19 protein-coding genes are annotated in these 17,522 nt (G+C 31.9%); 18 read left to right on the forward strand and 1 reads right to left on the reverse strand.

Annotated features, from left to right (window positions below; all coding sequences use genetic code 11):
- Positions 1-24: 24 nt before the first annotated feature.
- The 10 genes from L3B98_RS28830 (at position 25) to L3B98_RS04345 (ending at position 9,958) form a co-directional block, all read left to right on the forward strand.
- Complete coding sequence (locus L3B98_RS28830; protein ID WP_343073621.1) at positions 25-162, forward strand: hypothetical protein; 138 nt, start codon at positions 25-27, stop codon at positions 160-162.
- A 33-nt stretch (positions 163-195) separates the two neighbouring features.
- Positions 196-816, forward strand: a complete 621-nt coding sequence (locus L3B98_RS04305) for a hypothetical protein (RefSeq protein WP_238915749.1) — start codon at positions 196-198, stop codon at positions 814-816.
- A gap of 211 nt (positions 817-1,027) precedes the next feature.
- Complete coding sequence (locus tag L3B98_RS04310; RefSeq protein ID WP_238915750.1) at positions 1,028-2,164, forward strand: tyramine oxidase subunit B; 1,137 nt, start codon at positions 1,028-1,030, stop codon at positions 2,162-2,164.
- A 33-nt stretch (positions 2,165-2,197) separates the two neighbouring features.
- The gene (locus tag L3B98_RS04315; RefSeq protein ID WP_238915751.1) at positions 2,198-2,509 is read left to right on the forward strand and encodes a (2Fe-2S)-binding protein; all 312 of its coding nucleotides are present in this window, start codon (positions 2,198-2,200) and stop codon (positions 2,507-2,509) included.
- Positions 2,510-2,538: 29 nt separating this feature from the next.
- The gene (locus L3B98_RS04320) at positions 2,539-4,116 is read left to right on the forward strand and encodes an FAD-dependent oxidoreductase (RefSeq protein WP_238915752.1); all 1,578 of its coding nucleotides are present in this window, start codon (positions 2,539-2,541) and stop codon (positions 4,114-4,116) included.
- Positions 4,117-4,127: 11 nt separating this feature from the next.
- Complete coding sequence (locus L3B98_RS04325; RefSeq protein WP_009172312.1) at positions 4,128-4,457, forward strand: (2Fe-2S)-binding protein; 330 nt, start codon at positions 4,128-4,130, stop codon at positions 4,455-4,457.
- A gap of 1 nt (position 4,458) precedes the next feature.
- The gene (locus L3B98_RS04330) at positions 4,459-5,586 is read left to right on the forward strand and encodes an FAD-binding oxidoreductase (protein WP_015394970.1); all 1,128 of its coding nucleotides are present in this window, start codon (positions 4,459-4,461) and stop codon (positions 5,584-5,586) included.
- Between the two features lie 226 nt (positions 5,587-5,812).
- Positions 5,813-6,217 carry a Rid family hydrolase gene (locus L3B98_RS04335; RefSeq protein WP_015394969.1) on the forward strand — a complete coding sequence of 135 codons (405 nt, stop codon included), beginning with the start codon at positions 5,813-5,815 and terminating at the stop codon, positions 6,215-6,217.
- A gap of 133 nt (positions 6,218-6,350) precedes the next feature.
- A complete protein-coding gene (locus L3B98_RS04340; RefSeq protein ID WP_238915753.1) occupies positions 6,351-7,199 on the forward strand; it encodes a helix-turn-helix domain-containing protein in 849 nt (282 codons plus the stop codon).
- A 191-nt stretch (positions 7,200-7,390) separates the two neighbouring features.
- Positions 7,391-9,958 (forward strand): Ryanodine receptor Ryr, encoded by a 2,568-nt coding sequence (locus tag L3B98_RS04345; RefSeq protein WP_238915754.1) that lies wholly within the window; start codon positions 7,391-7,393, stop codon positions 9,956-9,958.
- Between the two features lie 59 nt (positions 9,959-10,017).
- On the opposite strand, the gene L3B98_RS04350 is transcribed toward L3B98_RS04345, so the two are convergent.
- The gene (locus L3B98_RS04350; protein WP_077366085.1) at positions 10,018-11,346 is read right to left on the reverse strand and encodes an APC family permease; all 1,329 of its coding nucleotides are present in this window, start codon (positions 11,344-11,346) and stop codon (positions 10,018-10,020) included.
- A 330-nt stretch (positions 11,347-11,676) separates the two neighbouring features.
- Here L3B98_RS04350 and thiS point away from each other — a divergent pair, with 330 nt between their 5' ends.
- The 8 genes from thiS to L3B98_RS04390 all read left to right on the forward strand — a co-directional run bounded on the left by thiS (position 11,677) and on the right by L3B98_RS04390 (position 17,514).
- Positions 11,677-11,874 (forward strand): sulfur carrier protein ThiS, encoded by a 198-nt coding sequence (gene thiS, locus L3B98_RS04355; RefSeq protein WP_238915755.1) that lies wholly within the window; start codon positions 11,677-11,679, stop codon positions 11,872-11,874.
- 1 nt (position 11,875) lies between these two features.
- The gene (gene thiF / locus L3B98_RS04360; protein WP_238915756.1) at positions 11,876-12,685 is read left to right on the forward strand and encodes a sulfur carrier protein ThiS adenylyltransferase ThiF; all 810 of its coding nucleotides are present in this window, start codon (positions 11,876-11,878) and stop codon (positions 12,683-12,685) included.
- A gap of 61 nt (positions 12,686-12,746) precedes the next feature.
- Complete coding sequence (locus tag L3B98_RS04365) at positions 12,747-13,523, forward strand: thiazole synthase (protein ID WP_238915757.1); 777 nt, start codon at positions 12,747-12,749, stop codon at positions 13,521-13,523.
- Positions 13,524-13,536: 13 nt separating this feature from the next.
- On the forward strand, positions 13,537-14,694 hold the full coding sequence (thiH, locus tag L3B98_RS04370) for a 2-iminoacetate synthase ThiH (RefSeq protein ID WP_238915758.1): 1,158 nt from the start codon (positions 13,537-13,539) through the stop codon (positions 14,692-14,694).
- Positions 14,687-15,283 carry a thiamine phosphate synthase gene (locus L3B98_RS04375; RefSeq protein ID WP_238915759.1) on the forward strand — a complete coding sequence of 199 codons (597 nt, stop codon included), beginning with the start codon at positions 14,687-14,689 and terminating at the stop codon, positions 15,281-15,283. The genes thiH and L3B98_RS04375 overlap by 8 nt, the downstream gene beginning before the upstream one ends.
- A gap of 269 nt (positions 15,284-15,552) precedes the next feature.
- Positions 15,553-15,726, forward strand: coding sequence for a hypothetical protein (locus L3B98_RS04380; RefSeq protein ID WP_238915760.1), 174 nt, complete (start codon positions 15,553-15,555; stop codon positions 15,724-15,726).
- 105 nt (positions 15,727-15,831) lie between these two features.
- Positions 15,832-16,197 (forward strand): hypothetical protein, encoded by a 366-nt coding sequence (locus L3B98_RS04385; protein WP_238915761.1) that lies wholly within the window; start codon positions 15,832-15,834, stop codon positions 16,195-16,197.
- A 60-nt stretch (positions 16,198-16,257) separates the two neighbouring features.
- A complete protein-coding gene (locus L3B98_RS04390; RefSeq protein ID WP_238915762.1) occupies positions 16,258-17,514 on the forward strand; it encodes a hypothetical protein in 1,257 nt (418 codons plus the stop codon).
- Positions 17,515-17,522 lie beyond the last annotated feature (8 nt).

Below are 17,522 nucleotides of genomic sequence, written 5' to 3' on the forward strand. Positions count from 1 at the left end.
CTCTTAAGTTGTGCATTTTTCAATATTGTTGAAAATGGGCTTGGAGCTGTAGATACTCCAGATGAAAATGGATACGTTGATGATGAGTATCGTATTGAATATTTAAGAGAACATATTATTTATAAGTTTTACTTACTCTATAAGTTATGTTATATAGTATAATAGTATAGATTACTTATTGAGGAGGAAAATAATATGTTTTTATTCGGTAGAAACAAGTTAAAGGTAAGAAGCGAAGAAGATGAAGATAGATTAAAGATTTTTGTAGGGTATTATGGAATAAAACAAAAGGATGCTTTTAAAGAAAAGGTTTTAAGAGAGTTAATTGGAGATAATTTATGTCTTGGAGTTATAGATTCTAAATTATTTTATTGTGGACCTCAGGAAGAATCAAAAAGTACATTTATAGAAATGGTAAAACACTTAGAATTTACAAGAATACCATATAAAAAAATTGAGATAAAGAAAATACCTGAAGTATCAATGTTTGGCTTAACTGTAAAAAAAGGTTCTAAGAAAACCGATAAAGACTACGTTTATGGATTTGTTGTTGATAAAGATAATTTTAAGCTAATAGAGGAACATGTAAAAGTGAATAAGCTTAATATATATTACTTTATAGATAGAACTGGCCTTGGTGAGGAAACACTGTTTAAAAAGTTAGAGGAAAACTATGAAGATATAGATGAAATGGGAAAAGACTTTTACTATCAAATCTTTAACAATAATTTTATGAATCAATTAGTTATTTCATCATCAATTGAACTATCAGAAGAAATTAAAGAAATAGTTGATAAATGCTATTCTGAATTATAATGTTGTAGACTTTAAATCATAACTTAAGTTTTTTATATTAATAGTCCATGATTGTAATTGAAAAACTTTGAAACTCTGTTCCGATTTTTACAATTTTATTTTAAATACTTAAAGTAATATTAAATACAAGAAAGACAATGAGGTCTAGGTTCGAAGAAGAACCTAGACCTTTTTCTATAAAATTTATAGTTAAGTTTGGAGGAGTATTAATATGAAAGATACAAAGATAGATTTTCTTTATTTAAATGAAGAAGACATGATTAAAGCTGGAGTAAAAGAAATGGCTGGATGCGTAGAAGCCATGGAAGAAATGTTCAAGTTATTAAAAATGGGAGACTACCGTATGGGTGGACCTAATGGAAATTCACATGGAGTTATGATGGTCTTCCCAGAAGAGCCTATATTCCCTAATATGCCTAAGGATGGGCCAGATAGAAGATTTATGGCAATGCCTGCTTATTTAGGTGGAAAGTTTGATATGGCTGGAATGAAGTGGTATGGATCAAATGTAGAAAATAGAACTAAGGGACTACCAAGATCAATACTTATGCTTACCTTAAATGATAAGGACACTGGAGCTCCTATTGCATATATGTCAGCTAATATCTTAAGTGCTTATAGAACAGGAGCAGTTCCTGGAGTTGGAGTAAAATATTTTGCAAAGGAAGATTCTAAAGTAGTTGGAATTATCGGACCTGGTGTTATGAGTAAGACAGCCTTTGCAGCAACTATGGCGGTTAGATCAGGAATCGAAACAGTTAAGATTAAGGGGAGAAGTAAAAAATCAATTGATGGATTTATTCAATATCTTAATGAGGAATATCCACAAATTAAAGATATCATAGTGGTGGATACAATAGAAGCTGCTGTTAGAGATTGCGATATTGTACATATTGCTACATCAAGCCCAACTGGTGATATAAACGAATATCCTTATATAAGTGAAGAATGGATTAAACCAGGTGCAATACTATGTTGTCCAGCAGCAGCAAGATTTGATGATGATTTTATTTTAAATAGAGCAAGAACTGTTACAGATAATATTCAATTATATGAAGCATGGGCAGAAGAAATGGATTTCCCAGCATATAATTCTATTCCAATTCCTGCAGTACACTGCATGGATTTAATTGCTGAAGGAAAGATGAGTAAAGATAAAATTGATGATTTAGGAGATGTGTTAACTGGTAAGATACCGGCACATCGCAAGGAAGATGAAATTGTTATTTATTCAGTTGGAGGAATGCCAATAGAAGATGTTGCATGGGGAACTATAGTTTACAGAAGAGCAATTGAAAAAGGAATTGGGACTAAGTTAAATCTTTGGGATGAACCACAATTAGCTTAAGTTTAATTAGCAGAGTTGAAAGGAGTGCTTTATATGAGAATTGAAAATCATCCGATTTTAGGGAAACATAATAAAGGACGTTTAGTTAATTTTGAATTTGATGGGAAAACATTTAAAGGATATGAAGGAGAACCAATAGCAGCAGCTTTAAGAGCTGCTGGAGTATTAGTTCATAGACATACTAAAAAAGGATCACCGAGAGGGATATTTTGTGCTATTGGGAGATGTACAGACTGTGTAATGGTAGTTGATGGCAAACCAAATGTAAGAACTTGTGTAACACCACTTGCAGAAGGTATTAAGGTTCAAACACAATATGGTGTTTCAGCTAAAAAAGAAGCATAGAAATTTTTATGAAAGGAAGTGTTAGTTGAATGAAAAGATATGATGTGATAGTAGTTGGAGCAGGGCCAGCAGGACTTTCGGCTGCTATAGAGGCTGCAAAAAGAGGACTTAAGGTTGTTGTGTTTGATGAAAACTCTAAACCAGGTGGACAACTATTTAAGCAAATACACAAGTTTTTTGGTTCAAAGGAGCATAGAGCCAAAATTAGGGGCTTTAAGATAGGAGAAGAATTATTACAAGAAGCAAATGATGTTGGGGTAGAAGTTATTTTAAATGCTATAGTAATTGGACTTTATTTAGATAAAGAAGTTACTGTAAATATAGATGATGAAGTTATTCATTTCAAAGGAGATGCAGTAATAATTGCAACAGGAGCATCTGAAAATATGGTTACCTTTGATGGATGGACACTTCCAGGAGTAATTGGAGCAGGTGCTGCACAAACTATGATAAATATTCATGGAGTAAAACCAGGTAATAAAATTCTTATGCTTGGAAGTGGAAATGTTGGAGTAGTTGTAGGGTATCAACTTATACAAGCTGGTTGTAAAGTTGTTGCAATTGTAGATGCAGCACCTAGAATTGGTGGTTATGGTGTTCATGCTGCAAAGGTAGCTAGATGTGGGGTTCCTTTTTATTTATCTCATACAATAATTAAAGCCGAAGGCGAGGAATGCGTGACAGGAGTTACTATTGGGGAAGTAGATAGTAATTGGCAGATAATCTCTGGAACAGAAAAGCACTTTGATGTTGATACTATATGCCTTGCCGTAGGACTTTCACCCATGTCACAGCTTACTAAAATGGCTGGTTGTGAAATGGAGGAGAATCCTAAAAAGGGTGGATATGTTCCTATATGTGATGAATATGGTGAAACTTCAATTAAGGGGATTTTTGCTGCAGGAGATGTTTCGGGAATTGAAGAAGCAAGTTCAGCTATGATAGAGGGAAGAATTGCGGGAGTAGCAGCTTCCTATAGATTAGGGTTTGTTGAGAAAGAAGAATTAGAAGAAAAGGCAGGAGAATTGGAAAAGGCCTTATCAAGTTTGAGACAAGGTATGTTTGGTCCAGAAAATAAAGGAAAAGATATTGAAAAAACAGATGAAGGCTTTGAGGTTTCAAAGAATCTTCTTAAGAAAGGATATTTAACTGACGAAGAAGTTATAAAATATCCAGGCGTTAAAACTATGAAAGGAATTCATCCAGTTATAGAATGTTCGCAAAATATTCCTTGTAATCCATGTCAAGATGCGTGTCCAAAAAACTGTATTAAGATAGGAGCTAATATTACTTCTCTTCCGGTTGTTGATGAAGAATCAACTTGTATTGGCTGTGGAATGTGCGTTGCATCATGTTCTGGACAATCAATTTTTCTTGTGAATGAAGATTATGAAGAAGGTTATACTTCAGTGACACTTCCTTATGAATTCTTACCACTACCAGAAAAAGGTGCAAAAGGTATTGGTTTAGATAGAAGTGGAAAAGAAGCATGTGAGGTGGAAGTATTAGAGGTGAAGGCTGTTAAAGCTTTTGATAATACAAATTTAGTAACAATAAAGGTTCCAAGTGAAATGGGAATGAAAGTAAGATTCTTTAAGCAGGCATAGGAGGTAAGATTATGAGTAAAGTAAATGATAGATCAAGAGATATAGGTGAATTTATTTCGCAGCCTGATGATGATATGATAATCTGCCGCTGCGAAGAAATTACAAAGGGTGAAATACGAAAAGCAGTACATGATGGTATGTTTACCATAACAGAAATTAGAAGATATTTAAGAACAGGTATGGGGCTTTGCCAGGGACAAACGTGCGGTAAATTAGTTAAGGGGATTGTGGCAAGAGAGCTTAAAATATCACCTTTAGAATTGGAACCAGCAGTATCACGTGCACCTATGAGGCCTATAGAAATGGAAGTCTTCGGAAATGAACAAGTAGGAGGTAAATAACATGAAAAATAGTGCAGATGTAATTATCATTGGAAGTGGTGTAATTGGAAATGCAGCAGCATACTACTTATCAAAAAAAGGTCATTCTGTTATTGTCCTCGATAAAGGTGACAGTATTGGAGATGGAGGTTCAACAAGAAATGGTGGAGGTGTTCGTCAATCAGGACGTGATAAAAGAGAACTTCCACTTGCTATGTATGGTATAAAAAATCTTTGGCCAAAGCTATCTGAAGAATTAGGGGTAGATGTGGAATATTATCAAGAAGGTAATTTAAGATTAGGTAAAACAGTAGAGCATATGAAGATCTTGACTAATCTTGCTAAGAATGCTCAGGATTGTGGACTTGAGGTAAACATAATTTCTGGAGATGAAGTACGAGAAATTAATCCATATCTTTCAGAGGAAGTTATAGGTGCAAGCTGGTGTCCTACTGATGGACATGCCAATCCTTTAACTACAACCTTGGGTTTTTATCGAAAAGCAAGGGAATTAGGTGCTCATTTTATCACAGGAGAAGAAGTTATTGAAATTAGAAAAATAGGTGGTAAAGCAAGGCAAGTAATAACTAAAAATAATGTGTATGAAGGGGAACATATAATTCTTGCAGCAGGCTATGAAAGTCGAAAGTTGGCTGCTACAGTTGGGATAGATATTCCAATGAATCAAGTACTTTTAGAAGTTCTCGTTACAGAAGCTCAAAAGCCAATGTTTTATCAAATGCTTGGTACTGCTGAAGCCGATTTTTATGGACATCAAAGTAAGCATGGTTCTTTTGTCTTTGGAGGTGCATCAGGTTTTGAAACGCTTAATAAAGACAATGGAACACCAACTACAGCAAGTATTACAGCTTCATGTATATGCAGAGGAATAATGAAGTATTTTCCAGATTTAAAAGAGGCCAAAATAGTTCGTACTTGGGCAGGCTGGATAGATGAGTGTAAAGATCACGTACCTGTAATAAGTCATGTAGAAGAAGTACCAGGACTTATACTTGCCTGTGCCTTCACTGGTCATGGTTTTGGAATATCACCTACAGTAGGTATGCTTTTATCAGAAATGGTTGAAGGAAAAGAGATGACTCTTGATATAAGTGCTTTTCGTTATGATAGGTTTAAAGCTAAAATTTAAATATTCAACTCGAGAATTTGAATTATATTATAACTTACAAAAATTATATGCAGCAATTTCTAGTTTATAATTTAAATTTTTAAATAAAATATCTATACAACGCATTTAAAATCTATAGTAAATGTTTTTAGATTCTAGCAAGTTTCGGGATTGGAAATTAACTTAAAACTGACCAGAAAAATTATTATACGAAAAAATATTAAATTATTGAGTTAGGAGAATTGATATGGATTTAACAAGAATAAATTATTCATCAGGGGCTCCCTTAGAAGAAAAAACAGGATATTCTAGAATGGTAAAGGTAGGACCTTTTATATATATTGGAGGTACTACAGCTGTACAGCCTGATGGTACAGTTTTTAGTGAAGAAAGTGCCTATGAGCAAGCAAAGTATATTTTTGAAAAGCTGGTGAAATTATTAGAGAAAGCTGGTTCTAAAAAAGAAGAAGTAATTAGAATAAAAGGTTATACAACTGATATGAAATATGGAGCTGAAATTGCAAGAGCTTACTCAGAGATTTTTTTTGAGGTTAAGCCACTTTTTACAATGATTGGTACTCCTATGCTCAACAGACCAACTCAGTTAGTTGAAATAGAAATGGATGCAGCTATTGGATGCAAGGTAGAATAAAATATAATTTTAAATAATTAAAATAAATTTATTATGGATAATCTTTAAAAATATATTTTCAAGCTCAAGTAAATGATATATAGTGGATATAAATATTTATTTTAAGTGAGTAAATAAGTTGAAGGGAGGATATATGATGGGAGAAATAAAAGAGAATATTATTAGTCCTAAGCAGCCGTATTTTGTAATGACGACGTCTCATTATTATAAAGCAGTTATAATGAATTATGGAATTTCTCATTTCTATTGCTTTACAAAGGAAGATATTATAGAAAAGCAATTTATTGCAGTACCAGATGGCTGTGTTGATATTCTATTTTGTTGTGATGATAAGGCGCCATATGCACATATATGTGGAACAGTTCTTCGTCCTACTTTAACTCATAATAATGAAAATAAATATTTCTTTGGAGTGAGATTTTTACCAGGAAGTCCATTCAAATTTGAAAATATAACCATGTCAGAGTTGGTTGAGAATGAAATTCCATTTTTAGAGGTGATAAAAGATAACGAGTTATTTGAAAAAATAACTTCAAGTAGAGATTTCAATTATCAGATACAGGTGTTTTTAGAAAGATATATAAAGCTATATGCTAATTTAAATGAAGTTAATAAATACAAGGATTTGAAAAAATATATGCTGAATAGTATCACACAGACAGCAGGGAAGATTAAAATTAATGAACTTGCAGAAGCAACAGGATATTCAGTTAGATATATAAATAAAACATTTTCTAAGGAGTTTGGATTATCTCCAAAAGTATTTTGCAAACTTATGAGGTTTCAATATTTATTGAGTATTTTAAATGAGTTAGATAAAGATATGCTTGAATCTAATTTGGCACAGATTTCTATGGAATTAGGTTATTATGATCAGTCTCATATGATTAAGGATTTTCATGAATTTACAAATACAACACCTAAAATGTATATAAAGGCACTAAAAGAGGCGGAATATAAAAAGCGAATAATTATTATATAAAGCATAAAAGTTTTGTTAGGGACACTTTAAAGTGTCTCTTTTTGTTAAAAATTTTATTATACTCTTGGAAAAAGATATTAGGGGAGTGGTATTTAGATTAAAATAATATTTATTGAAAATATTTGTTAGAGAAAAGTATTTGTTAGATGATAATTATTATACTATAATAATTTCTAATAGGAGGTGTTAGTGTGGAAAATAAAGATATAAAAATTGTTGTATCAGGAGACGTATGTGTAAATACATTACAGTGGATGACATACCCACAGAATAACAAGGGATTAAACTGGCAGAGTCAGTTAAATATGCATAGAACTTTAAAAAATGGTGAAGCTTTATTCCTATCAAAGCTTGTTGAATTAGCAACAGGGAAATCAGTAATATCACCTAAATTACAAGATATTGAATTGATTTTATCAGAAGAATTTCTTAATTCAACTGTAGAATTAGAACTTTTCCCAAAGTTTAATAAAAATGATAAAAATAAAGTTTATAGGGTTAGTAGATTTATGGGATTTACAGGACCTAGTCATGGAATTCCTAAGCTCCTTCCAATTATAGAGGATGATCCTTATGCAGAGCTAATTATATTAGATGATGAAAATAATAGTTTTAACGCAAATAAAGAGTTTTGGCCTTTGGCTTTGAAAGAAAATAATACATCACCAATAATCTTATATCAAATGAGTAATCCTATAGATTCTAGTGAACTATGGAAACAGCTGCAAGAGTTTCATAATGAAAATACGATTGTTATTATAAATGCTGAGGATTTACGTTCAAAAGGAGTAAATATAAGTAAAAGTTTATCTTGGGAAAGGACTGCTCAAGACTTCATTTGGCAGATTCATAATAATCCAAATCTTTCTTTTTTAGAAAATTGTAGTCATTTAATAATTCCTTTTGGTCTTGAAGGCGCAATTTATTATAGAAATAGTGATGTAAAGGAAACTAAATTATATTTTTTACCTTATGAATTTGAAGGTGGTTTTATTAAGGATTATCAAGGTAAAATGTATGGCCTTACTTCCTGTTTTGTAGCAGGACTTTCAAGTTCTATTGTTTCTGGAATACCAGAAAATGAAGATTTACATGAATTAATAAGTGGTGGAATACGCAAAGGTATTGTTGCTGCACAAAAGTTCTTTATAGATGGTTTTGGAGAAGAACCACCAACCTATAGCGCTGATGCTTCTATATTTATTGAAGCCGATGATGATTTCGTGAAGGAAGAATATGTTCAAGATGTAGTTGTTCCTACAAGGACAGATCCAAATTGCCGTGCTTGTTGGTATATATTAAAGGATAAGAGTTCTACAAATTTAGCAGAAATAGCATATGACATAGTAAAAAATGGAGTTGAAAGTGCTCTTAACTCAATGCCAATAGCTAAATTTGGTAACTTGACTACTGTTGATAAGGCAGAAATAGAGAGTTATAGGAGTATAAAAAATCTTATGTTAGAATACATTTCTACTAAAAATACAGTTAGACCGCTTTCTATAGCTGTATTCGGAACACCTGGTTCTGGAAAATCCTTTGGTATAGTTGAAATAGCGAATAGTATTGCTTCTAATTTAATTAAAAAGTTAGATTTTAATTTATCTCAATTTAGTTCGCCTTTAGATTTAGCAAATGCTTTTCACAAGGTAAGAGATGTTGTTTTGGAAGGTAGTATACCATTGGTATTTTTTGATGAATTTGATTCTAACCTTGATGGTAAATTAGGTTGGTTAAAATATTTCTTAGCTCCTATGCAAGATGGAGTATTTAGACAAGGAGATTCCACTCATCCAATAGGGAAAGCTATATTTGTATTTGCAGGTGGAACAAGCATTACCTTTAGTAGATTTTCTGGTGAAGATATTGAAAGTGAAGAGGAGCAAAAGAAATTTTTAGCTGAATTTAAAGGAGCAAAGGGACCAGATTTTATAAGCCGCTTAAGAGGTTATGTAAATATTTTAGGACCAAATCAAACTGATGATAATTATGATCAATTATTTATAATAAGAAGAGCTATGTTACTTCGTTCTTTGATAGAACGTAAAGTACCTCATTTAATAAATGAAAATAGAGAAGCACAAATTGATAATGGTGTTCTTAGAGCGTTACTTAAAATTAGAAGATATAAGCACGAATCAAGATCAATGGAAGCCATACTAGAAATGAGTATATTAACCAATGCAAAAAAATGGGAGCAGTCATCGCTGCCGTCTAAGGAGCAATTAAAATTACATGTAGATGAAGAACAATTTTTACGTCATTTAATGCATGATGCTTTTTACAGTGAAAAAATAGAAGAACTTTCAATTGCGATTCATAATAATTATTTGTCTTTAAATAAGGAAAAAGGTGATAATAGTGAATTATTAGTACCATGGAATAAGTTAAATGAAGATGTAAAAAATTATTATCGAGAGCAAGTAAAAAGTATCCCAAATTCATTGCTTAAAATAAATTATGATTTGGTTTCAGTTAATGAAAAGCTGGAAGCTATAGAATTTACACAAAGAGAAGTTGAGATATTAGCAAAAACCAAACATGATCAGTGGTACAATTATAAGAAAAAATTGAATTTTAAAGCTGGAGAGGCTAAGTATAAGAAAGATGATCCTAACTTAGTATGCTTTGAAAAACTATCTAAGGAAAAGAAAGAAGAAACTTATGAAATGATTAAGATTTGGCCAGAAATACTTGCAAAGTCAAACTTCAAATTAGAAAAATTGAAATTTTTATGTTATTGCGAAAATAAGATTTAGAGATATTAAGTATAGTGACCACGAAAATTTATATGGATTTTCGTGGTCTATTATTTTCATTAATTTAATTCTAACTGTGGAACTGGGTTTTTAAAGAATTTTGTAACACTAGCTAAATATAAACCACCGATTAATAGCCAAATTGCTCCAATTAGATGTGCATTTGCATCCAGATTAATAAAAATCCACATGGTTACTGCAAAACCAATTACAGGACATATTCCGTAATTTACTATTTTCTTTTGTAAGCTTATTGATTCGTCATTATGTAGTAAAAATCTACTGATTACAGCAAGATTTAATAAAATGAAGCCAAATAATGCACCAAAACTTACAATGGAACTAATAAAGTTAAGAGAACAAAAAAGTGAAATAGGTGTTATTATGATTCCTACCAATACAGTGGCAAATACAGGACTATGTGTTTTTTTGCTGATATATGCTAGCTGTTTTGGCAATACTCCATCGCGTCCCATTGCAAAAAGTACTCTTGCAACTGCTACTTGTGAAGCTTGTGTTGTAGCTATTCCAAAGGAAAGAATCAATGTAATTGTTGTTATGACATTTAGCCATGTCCCACCTACAAAGGTAACAACATCTGTGAAGGCTGTATCAGGATTTAAGTCTTGATAATTCGGATAAGCCATTCCTGCAAAAAAAGTTGTAGCGATAAAAATTAATCCAATAATTAAAATTGAAAGTATGATTGCTTTCCCCACAGCTTTTTCTGGATTAATAGTTTCCTCTGCTAAGGTACTTATGGCATCGTAGCCTAAATAGCTAAGAATAACGATACCTGTTGCTTTAAGAATACTGGATAAATCAAATTGCTCAGGATTATAAAATGAAATCATGCTAAAATGAATAGTTCCATTAAGTAAAAGCCTAATAATACATCCTATAAAAGCTATAATTACAATAATCTGCAATGTAAATAGAACCCAACTGCATTTAGACATTAAATCTACACCTAAAACATTAATTATTGTACTAAATACGATAAAGCCTAATATCCAAACCCAAGCTGGAATTGAAGGTATAAGTGAATTACCATAAATGCTTCCAATGATAACAACAGTTGCTGGCATTAAAAAATAATCTAATAATATAGCCCAGCCTGTTAGAAAACCTAATGCAGGTGATACACCTTTCTGAACATATACATATACAGAGCCTGCTGTTGGAAACTTTTGTGCCATTACCTTGTAACTCATTCCAGTAAAGAACATAGCTACCATCCCTATTAAATAACACAATGCAACCATTCCACCAGATGGTTCTAAATATACACCATACATTCCAGCTGGCCCTAAGGGAATCATAAATACTAAACCAAAAATTACTAAATCGCTTGTTTTTAAAGTTCGTTTCAATTGTCCATGTTCCATAATAAACGCCTCCATTATATTCCAAATTATAAAAGGCAAGGGCGTTCTGCTTAGCAGAGCACCCTTGCCCTAAATCCAATAAAAATTATTTTTAAATATATGTTTATGAGAAGCTTCTTTTTTCTATAGTAACAGCTTACAATCTTTAATGATTGTAAATTTCGGAACAAAAGATTTATTAGTTAAATATATTATATATTGACAGTCTAGAATTATGTTAGTATTATTTATTATAGAGTGATGATTAAGGTCACACGAAGGGGTACACCACCATGGGTGTAAGTCTTCGTGTGGCCTTTTTTATTATATCCAAATTTTAGGAGGGTGGCTATGATATACGTAAATGGCAATAAAATAAGTAATGCAGATAATCTGAGTTTATCTGATTATTTAGTACGAGAAGGGTATAAAATTTCCTTCGTTGCAGTTGAGTGTAATGGTTCTATTATACCTAAAACTCAATATAAAGACAAAATATTAGCTGATGGAGATGTTATTGAAGTTGTGAGCTTTGTAGGAGGTGGCTGATTTGAATATAAAGATTAATGGGAAAAAAGTAACAACTAATTGTTTGAAGCTTCATGATTTGCGTAAAAATAGTTATGGTAATCAAGAGAATATAATAACTATTTTTAACGGATTCCAAACTTTTGATGATTATGAACTTAGTGAAAATGATGAAGTAAACTTTATTGAAAAAGGTAAAATGCCGCCAAAAGATGAATTTGAAAGCTTGATGTGTGCTAGGCATACTCCACATGTATTTGAAAAAGTTAAAGCTGCCAAAGTAGCAATTGCAGGTCTTGGTGGACTTGGCTCAAATATAGCAGTAAGTTTGGCAAGAACAGGAGTAGGGCATTTACATTTAATTGATTTTGATATAGTAGAGCCTAGTAACTTAAATCGTCAGCAATATAAAATTAAACATCTTGGTTTATATAAGACAGAGGCATTAAAAAATGAAATTGAAGAAATAAATCCATTTATTGAAGTAACGATTGATACGATACAAGTCACAGAGGAAAACATTCAATCATTATTTGAAGGGGATGATATTATTTGTGAAGCTTTTGATAATCCACAAGCTAAAGCACTGCTTGTAAATGGTATTATTGAATGTTATCCACAAAAGAGAATTGTGTCAGCTTCAGGAATGGCAGGATATGAGAGTAGTAATACAATAGTTACAAAAAAAATAACAGATAATTTTTATTTATGTGGCGATAGGGAAACAGGTGCTATGGTAGGGAGAGGTCTAATGGCTCCAAGGGTATCTATTTGTGCAGGCCATCAATCAAATATGATTTTAAGGTTAATACTTGGGATAGAAGAAGTATAAAATTAAAGATAACTTTAAAGAGAGAGTTGTTCAATTGTAAGAAATTAAAGGAGAAAAAATTATGGAAAATAATACTGATAAACTTATTATAGGTGGACATGAATTTAATTCACGATTTATATTAGGATCTGGAAAATATTCACTTGATTTAATAAAGGCAGCTGTTGAAAATGCTGGTGCAGAGATTATTACTTTAGCATTACGTCGTGCTAATTTAGATGGTAATGCAAATATTTTAGATTATATACCTAAAAATGTTACTTTACTTCCGAATACATCAGGGGCTCGTAATGCTGAAGAAGCTGTTCGTATTGCACGTTTAGCTCGTGAAGTTGGATGCGGAGATTTTGTTAAAATCGAAGTTATTCGTGATTCGAAGTATCTGTTGCCAGATAATTATGAAACAATTAAAGCTACAGAAATTCTTGCAAAAGAGGGATTTGTAGTGATGCCTTATATGTATCCAGATTTAAATGCTGCACGGGATATGGTAAGTGCTGGAGCTTCGGCAATTATGCCACTAGCTGCACCGATTGGATCAAATAAAGGATTAAGTACACGTGATTTTATCAAAATTTTAGTTGATGAAATTGAACTTCCAATAATTGTGGATGCTGGAATTGGACGACCTTCTCAGGCTTGCGAAGCTATGGAAATGGGAGTTGCTGCTATTATGGCGAACACAGCAATTGCTACAGCAGGTAATGTACCAGCTATGGCAAAAGCATTCAAAAATGCTATAGAAGCAGGAAGAAGTGCATATCTTTCAGGACTTGGTAGAGTACTTGATAATAGAGCATCAGCTTCATCACCATTGACTGGATTTCTTGAAGATTAAGGAGAGGATTTAAATGGAACAACGTGTTAATCATATGGAATATATGCAAGGGATGGAGGTCATTGAATCTAATGTTATGGATCAGGTTATCTCAAAAATGGAAGCCTATGACTATGAAACATATACAGGTAATGATGTGCTTAGGGCTCTAAATAAAGATGTATTAGATATTGAGGATTTTGCAGCTTTATTATCACCTGCAGCCATTCCTTTTCTTGAGGAAATGGCTAAGCGTGCTAAATTGGAAACACGTAAGCATTTTGGAAATTCAGTTTATATGTTTACACCTCTTTATATTGCAAATTATTGTGAAAATTATTGTGTTTATTGTGGATTTAACTGTCATAACAAAATTAAGCGTGCGAGGCTTAATGCTGGAGAAATAGAAAAAGAAATGCAAAGTATTGCAAAGACTGGACTAAAAGAAATATTACTTCTTACTGGTGAAAGTCGTAGTATGTCTGATGTTTCGTACATTGGTGAAGCCTGTAAGATAGCTAGAAAATATTTCAATGTGGTTGGTGTTGAAGTATATCCAATGAACTCAGATGAATATTCATATTTACATGAATGTGGTGTGGATTTTGTCACTGTATTCCAAGAAACTTATAATTCAGATAAATATGAAACATTACATTTGGCTGGACACAAACGTATTTTTCCTTATCGCTTCAATGCACAGGAAAGAGCCTTAAAAGGTGGAATGAGGGGCGTTGGATTTGCGGCACTTCTTGGATTAGATGATTTCCGAAAGGATGCTTTTGCAACAGGCTTTCATGCATACCTTCTCCAACGGAAATATCCACATGCGGAAATTGCTCTTTCATGTCCAAGATTACGTCCAATAATCAATAATGATAAAATTAATCCAAAAGACGTACATGAAAAGCAGCTTTTACAGATAATTACTGCATATAGAATATTCTTGCCTTTTGCAAACATTACGATATCAACTCGTGAATGCGCTCATTTTCGTGATAATGTTATTGGAATTGCAGCAACTAAAATTTCAGCAGGAGTTTCAGTTGGAATAGGTGGGCATAGTGATGAAGAAGAGGCTAAAGGTGATGAACAATTTGAGATTTCAGATGGACGAACAGTAGAAGAAATAGCTGAAGCAATTACAAAGTCAGGGCTTCAAGTAGTTATGAGTGATTATATATATGTATAAATTATTAGCAATTACTAATCGCAAGCTTTGTAATAAGGATTTTTCAGAGAAGATACAAGATATATGTGGATTAAATGAAAAAAAGATTAAGTTTGTAAGCATAGTACTTAGAGAAAAAGATCTATCTGAAAATGAATATAAAGATTTAGCTACTAAAGTATTAGAAGTTTGTAAAAATAACAATACAGAGTGCATATTGCATACCTACTTTAATGTAGCAAAAGAACTTGAATGTAAAAAAATCCATTTGCCATTACATTTATTAAAATCTAATCCGAATGTTTGTAATGATTTTGACGAAGTGGGAGTTTCGATTCATTCAGTAAGTGAAGCAGTAGAAGCTATGAATTTAGGAGCAACTTATATCATAACAGGACATATATTTGCTACTGACTGCAAAAAAGGTATTCCATCAAGAGGACTAAATTTCTTGGAAGCAGTCTGTAATTCAGTGAGTATTCCAGTTTATGCAATTGGTGGTATTTTGCCTAAAAATGCTGAAAAAGTTATTAATGCAGGTGCAGAAGGTATTTGTATCATGTCAGGGCTGATGACTTGCAAAAATCCAAGGCTATTTATATCTAAATAAAAATATGATAAGTAATATAGAAGAGCTGTTTTACCATGTAACTCACGAAAATCTAATTTGAGATTTTCGTGGGTTATTTTATGTTTTTCTAGAATTGGCACATTAGCTTATGGTATATATTAAAAACTGTAACTTATTTGTAACCACTTTTATATAGAAAACTCTTATACTTTAGATAAGTTATCAAATAACAAGACATAAGTATTTATACTTAAAGAAGAGAAAGTTAATTATTGCTTGTTAATAAAATAATAGTTAGGAGAGTTATTATGATGAATAAATTTGAAAAGAAATTCAAGAATTTGTTAGTTGTAACTATGGTAAGTTTTATTACGATAAGTTTGATTGGGTTAATTGGCTGTGAATCTAAGGAATTAACTAAAGCAGATGCTGAAAATAAGAAAGTAGTAGTTGATAAAAATTCTGAAGATAATAATGAATGAAATAGCAAAGATGCAAAGGTAGCAACAGCTTCTAAAATTCTAGAGGACGAAAAACAAATCGATTCTAAGAAGAGTATAGATAAATCAAAAATTGATGCTGATGAAATGAATTTCAAAGACTATATAAGCCTATTAGGAGCAAATAAAGAAAAACTTTTGAGTACCTTGAATGAAAAACCAAGTTCTGTAGATGAAGGTGGATTAGAGTTCAAAAAAGCAGCTATAAGAGTTTGGTTTGATAAAAAAAGTAATACTCAGGTGGACCAGGTTCTTATTATGGGAAAGGATGCTAATTTAAATGGCGTGAAAATTGGTGAAAATATAAGTAGATTTAAAGAAGTATTTGGAAGGTCCATAAGTGACAAAAATGGTGATGCTCATTTTAAATACAATGGTATATTTTTATCAATCAATTATGATACAAATACAGGAGAAACTTATGCAGTTTATATTTTAAAGAACGATTTTTAAAAATAAAGTATTTACAAGAATGTAAATTAGATAGTATATATAAAGAAAGAAGGTGAGGTAATGATGAGGAAATTTGGAATATTGATAGCTATAGGTCTATCTATAGTAGGGATTTTAACTGGCTGTGGAAATGTAGGAAATACTATTGAGATGATTCAAACTCCTATGCTTTCAAATTTGAAACAAGATGAGGTTAGCAAAGTTTTAAAGGAAATTTTACCTCATAGTGCTGAATATTTGGTACCTAAGAAAGCAGAACAAAAGCAATCTATTTTTGTGGAAGATATAGATGGAGACGATAAAGATGAAGCCTTGATATTATATAGGGATACTAGAGAAAATCAACAAGTTCATTTACTAATGTTAAAAGAAGATGAAGGAAGGTGGACTAAAGAATCAGATATAGCTACTAGTTATAATACTCTTGATTATTTTAAGATTGATGATCTTTATGGAAATGGAAAAAAAGAAGTGATTCTTGGCGTTTCTATGTCAGATTCTGAGGTGAATAAGCAGCTTTACATTTATGAATTAGAGAGCAAATCTTTGGTTAAAAAAGTGGATAGAGCATATGAGGAAATAGACATAGCTGACTATAATGAAGATAAAAAACCAGAGGTTATATTATTAGAGGGTGAAAGAAATAAATTACAAACTGCAGAAATGTTTAGTTATGTAAATGGACAGCTAAAATCTGTCTATTTAGTTGAATTAAACCCAGATGGTATACATGAAAATATTGTTAGTGGAAAACTAGCAGATGGGGAAAAAGCTTTATTTATAGATAGCTCTTTGGGAGCACACTCCATGCTGACAGAGATTATTGCATACAATAATGGAAAGCTTGTTAAAGTTGGAAATGAAGAAGATGGTGTTTTGTTCAAAGCATATCCATTATATAGTAGAAATATTAATAAGGACGGTATCACGGAAGTCGGAGGAATGTATATTCCTAAAGGTTTTGAAGATGCAGCAATGGCTGAAATTCCTTTTATTTATACTTATTCTACATACAGTGTTGATGGAACAAAACAAACTGTTGAAGAACGATACAATGATACTGGACAGAATTTTTATATTACAATTCCATCTGAATGGTATGATAAGGTAACAGTTCAAAAGTTTGATAAAGCAGTTAAGTTAATAGACAATGAAAATCAGAAAACTTTGTTTGAGGTAAAATGGATAAATAAAGAGGCCTATATAGATTCTAAAATTAAGTTGGGAGAAACGGAGAATACAATATTTTATACTGATATGAAAGAAGAATTATCAATCTCAAATGCAAATTTTCATTTGAGTGAAGATGAATTCTAATGGGGGCA

Source organism: Clostridium sp. YIM B02555 (genome assembly GCF_022320955.1).
Classification (GTDB): Bacteria; Bacillota; Clostridia; order Clostridiales; family Clostridiaceae; genus Clostridium; species Clostridium saccharoperbutylacetonicum.

Excerpts from the sequence above, each read along its gene's own strand:
- L3B98_RS04305 (WP_238915749.1), top strand. The coding sequence starts at position 196 with ATGTTTTTATTCGGTAGAAACAAGTTAAAGGTAAGAAGCGAAGAAGAT.
- L3B98_RS04310 (WP_238915750.1), top strand. The coding sequence starts at position 1,028 with ATGAAAGATACAAAGATAGATTTTCTTTATTTAAATGAAGAAGACATG.
- L3B98_RS04315 (WP_238915751.1), top strand. The coding sequence starts at position 2,198 with ATGAGAATTGAAAATCATCCGATTTTAGGGAAACATAATAAAGGACGT.
- L3B98_RS04320 (WP_238915752.1), top strand. The coding sequence starts at position 2,539 with ATGAAAAGATATGATGTGATAGTAGTTGGAGCAGGGCCAGCAGGACTT.
- L3B98_RS04325 (WP_009172312.1), top strand. The coding sequence starts at position 4,128 with ATGAGTAAAGTAAATGATAGATCAAGAGATATAGGTGAATTTATTTCG.
- L3B98_RS04330 (WP_015394970.1), top strand. The coding sequence starts at position 4,459 with ATGAAAAATAGTGCAGATGTAATTATCATTGGAAGTGGTGTAATTGGA.
- L3B98_RS04335 (WP_015394969.1), top strand. The coding sequence starts at position 5,813 with ATGGATTTAACAAGAATAAATTATTCATCAGGGGCTCCCTTAGAAGAA.
- L3B98_RS04340 (WP_238915753.1), top strand. The coding sequence starts at position 6,351 with ATGATGGGAGAAATAAAAGAGAATATTATTAGTCCTAAGCAGCCGTAT.
- L3B98_RS04350 (WP_077366085.1), bottom strand. The coding sequence starts at position 11,346 with ATGGAACATGGACAATTGAAACGAACTTTAAAAACAAGCGATTTAGTA.
- thiS (WP_238915755.1), top strand. The coding sequence starts at position 11,677 with ATGATATACGTAAATGGCAATAAAATAAGTAATGCAGATAATCTGAGT.
- L3B98_RS04365 (WP_238915757.1), top strand. The coding sequence starts at position 12,747 with ATGGAAAATAATACTGATAAACTTATTATAGGTGGACATGAATTTAAT.
- thiH (WP_238915758.1), top strand. The coding sequence starts at position 13,537 with ATGGAACAACGTGTTAATCATATGGAATATATGCAAGGGATGGAGGTC.
- L3B98_RS04375 (WP_238915759.1), top strand. The coding sequence starts at position 14,687 with ATGTATAAATTATTAGCAATTACTAATCGCAAGCTTTGTAATAAGGAT.
- L3B98_RS04380 (WP_238915760.1), top strand. The coding sequence starts at position 15,553 with ATGATGAATAAATTTGAAAAGAAATTCAAGAATTTGTTAGTTGTAACT.
- L3B98_RS04385 (WP_238915761.1), top strand. The coding sequence starts at position 15,832 with ATGAATTTCAAAGACTATATAAGCCTATTAGGAGCAAATAAAGAAAAA.
- L3B98_RS04390 (WP_238915762.1), top strand. The coding sequence starts at position 16,258 with ATGATGAGGAAATTTGGAATATTGATAGCTATAGGTCTATCTATAGTA.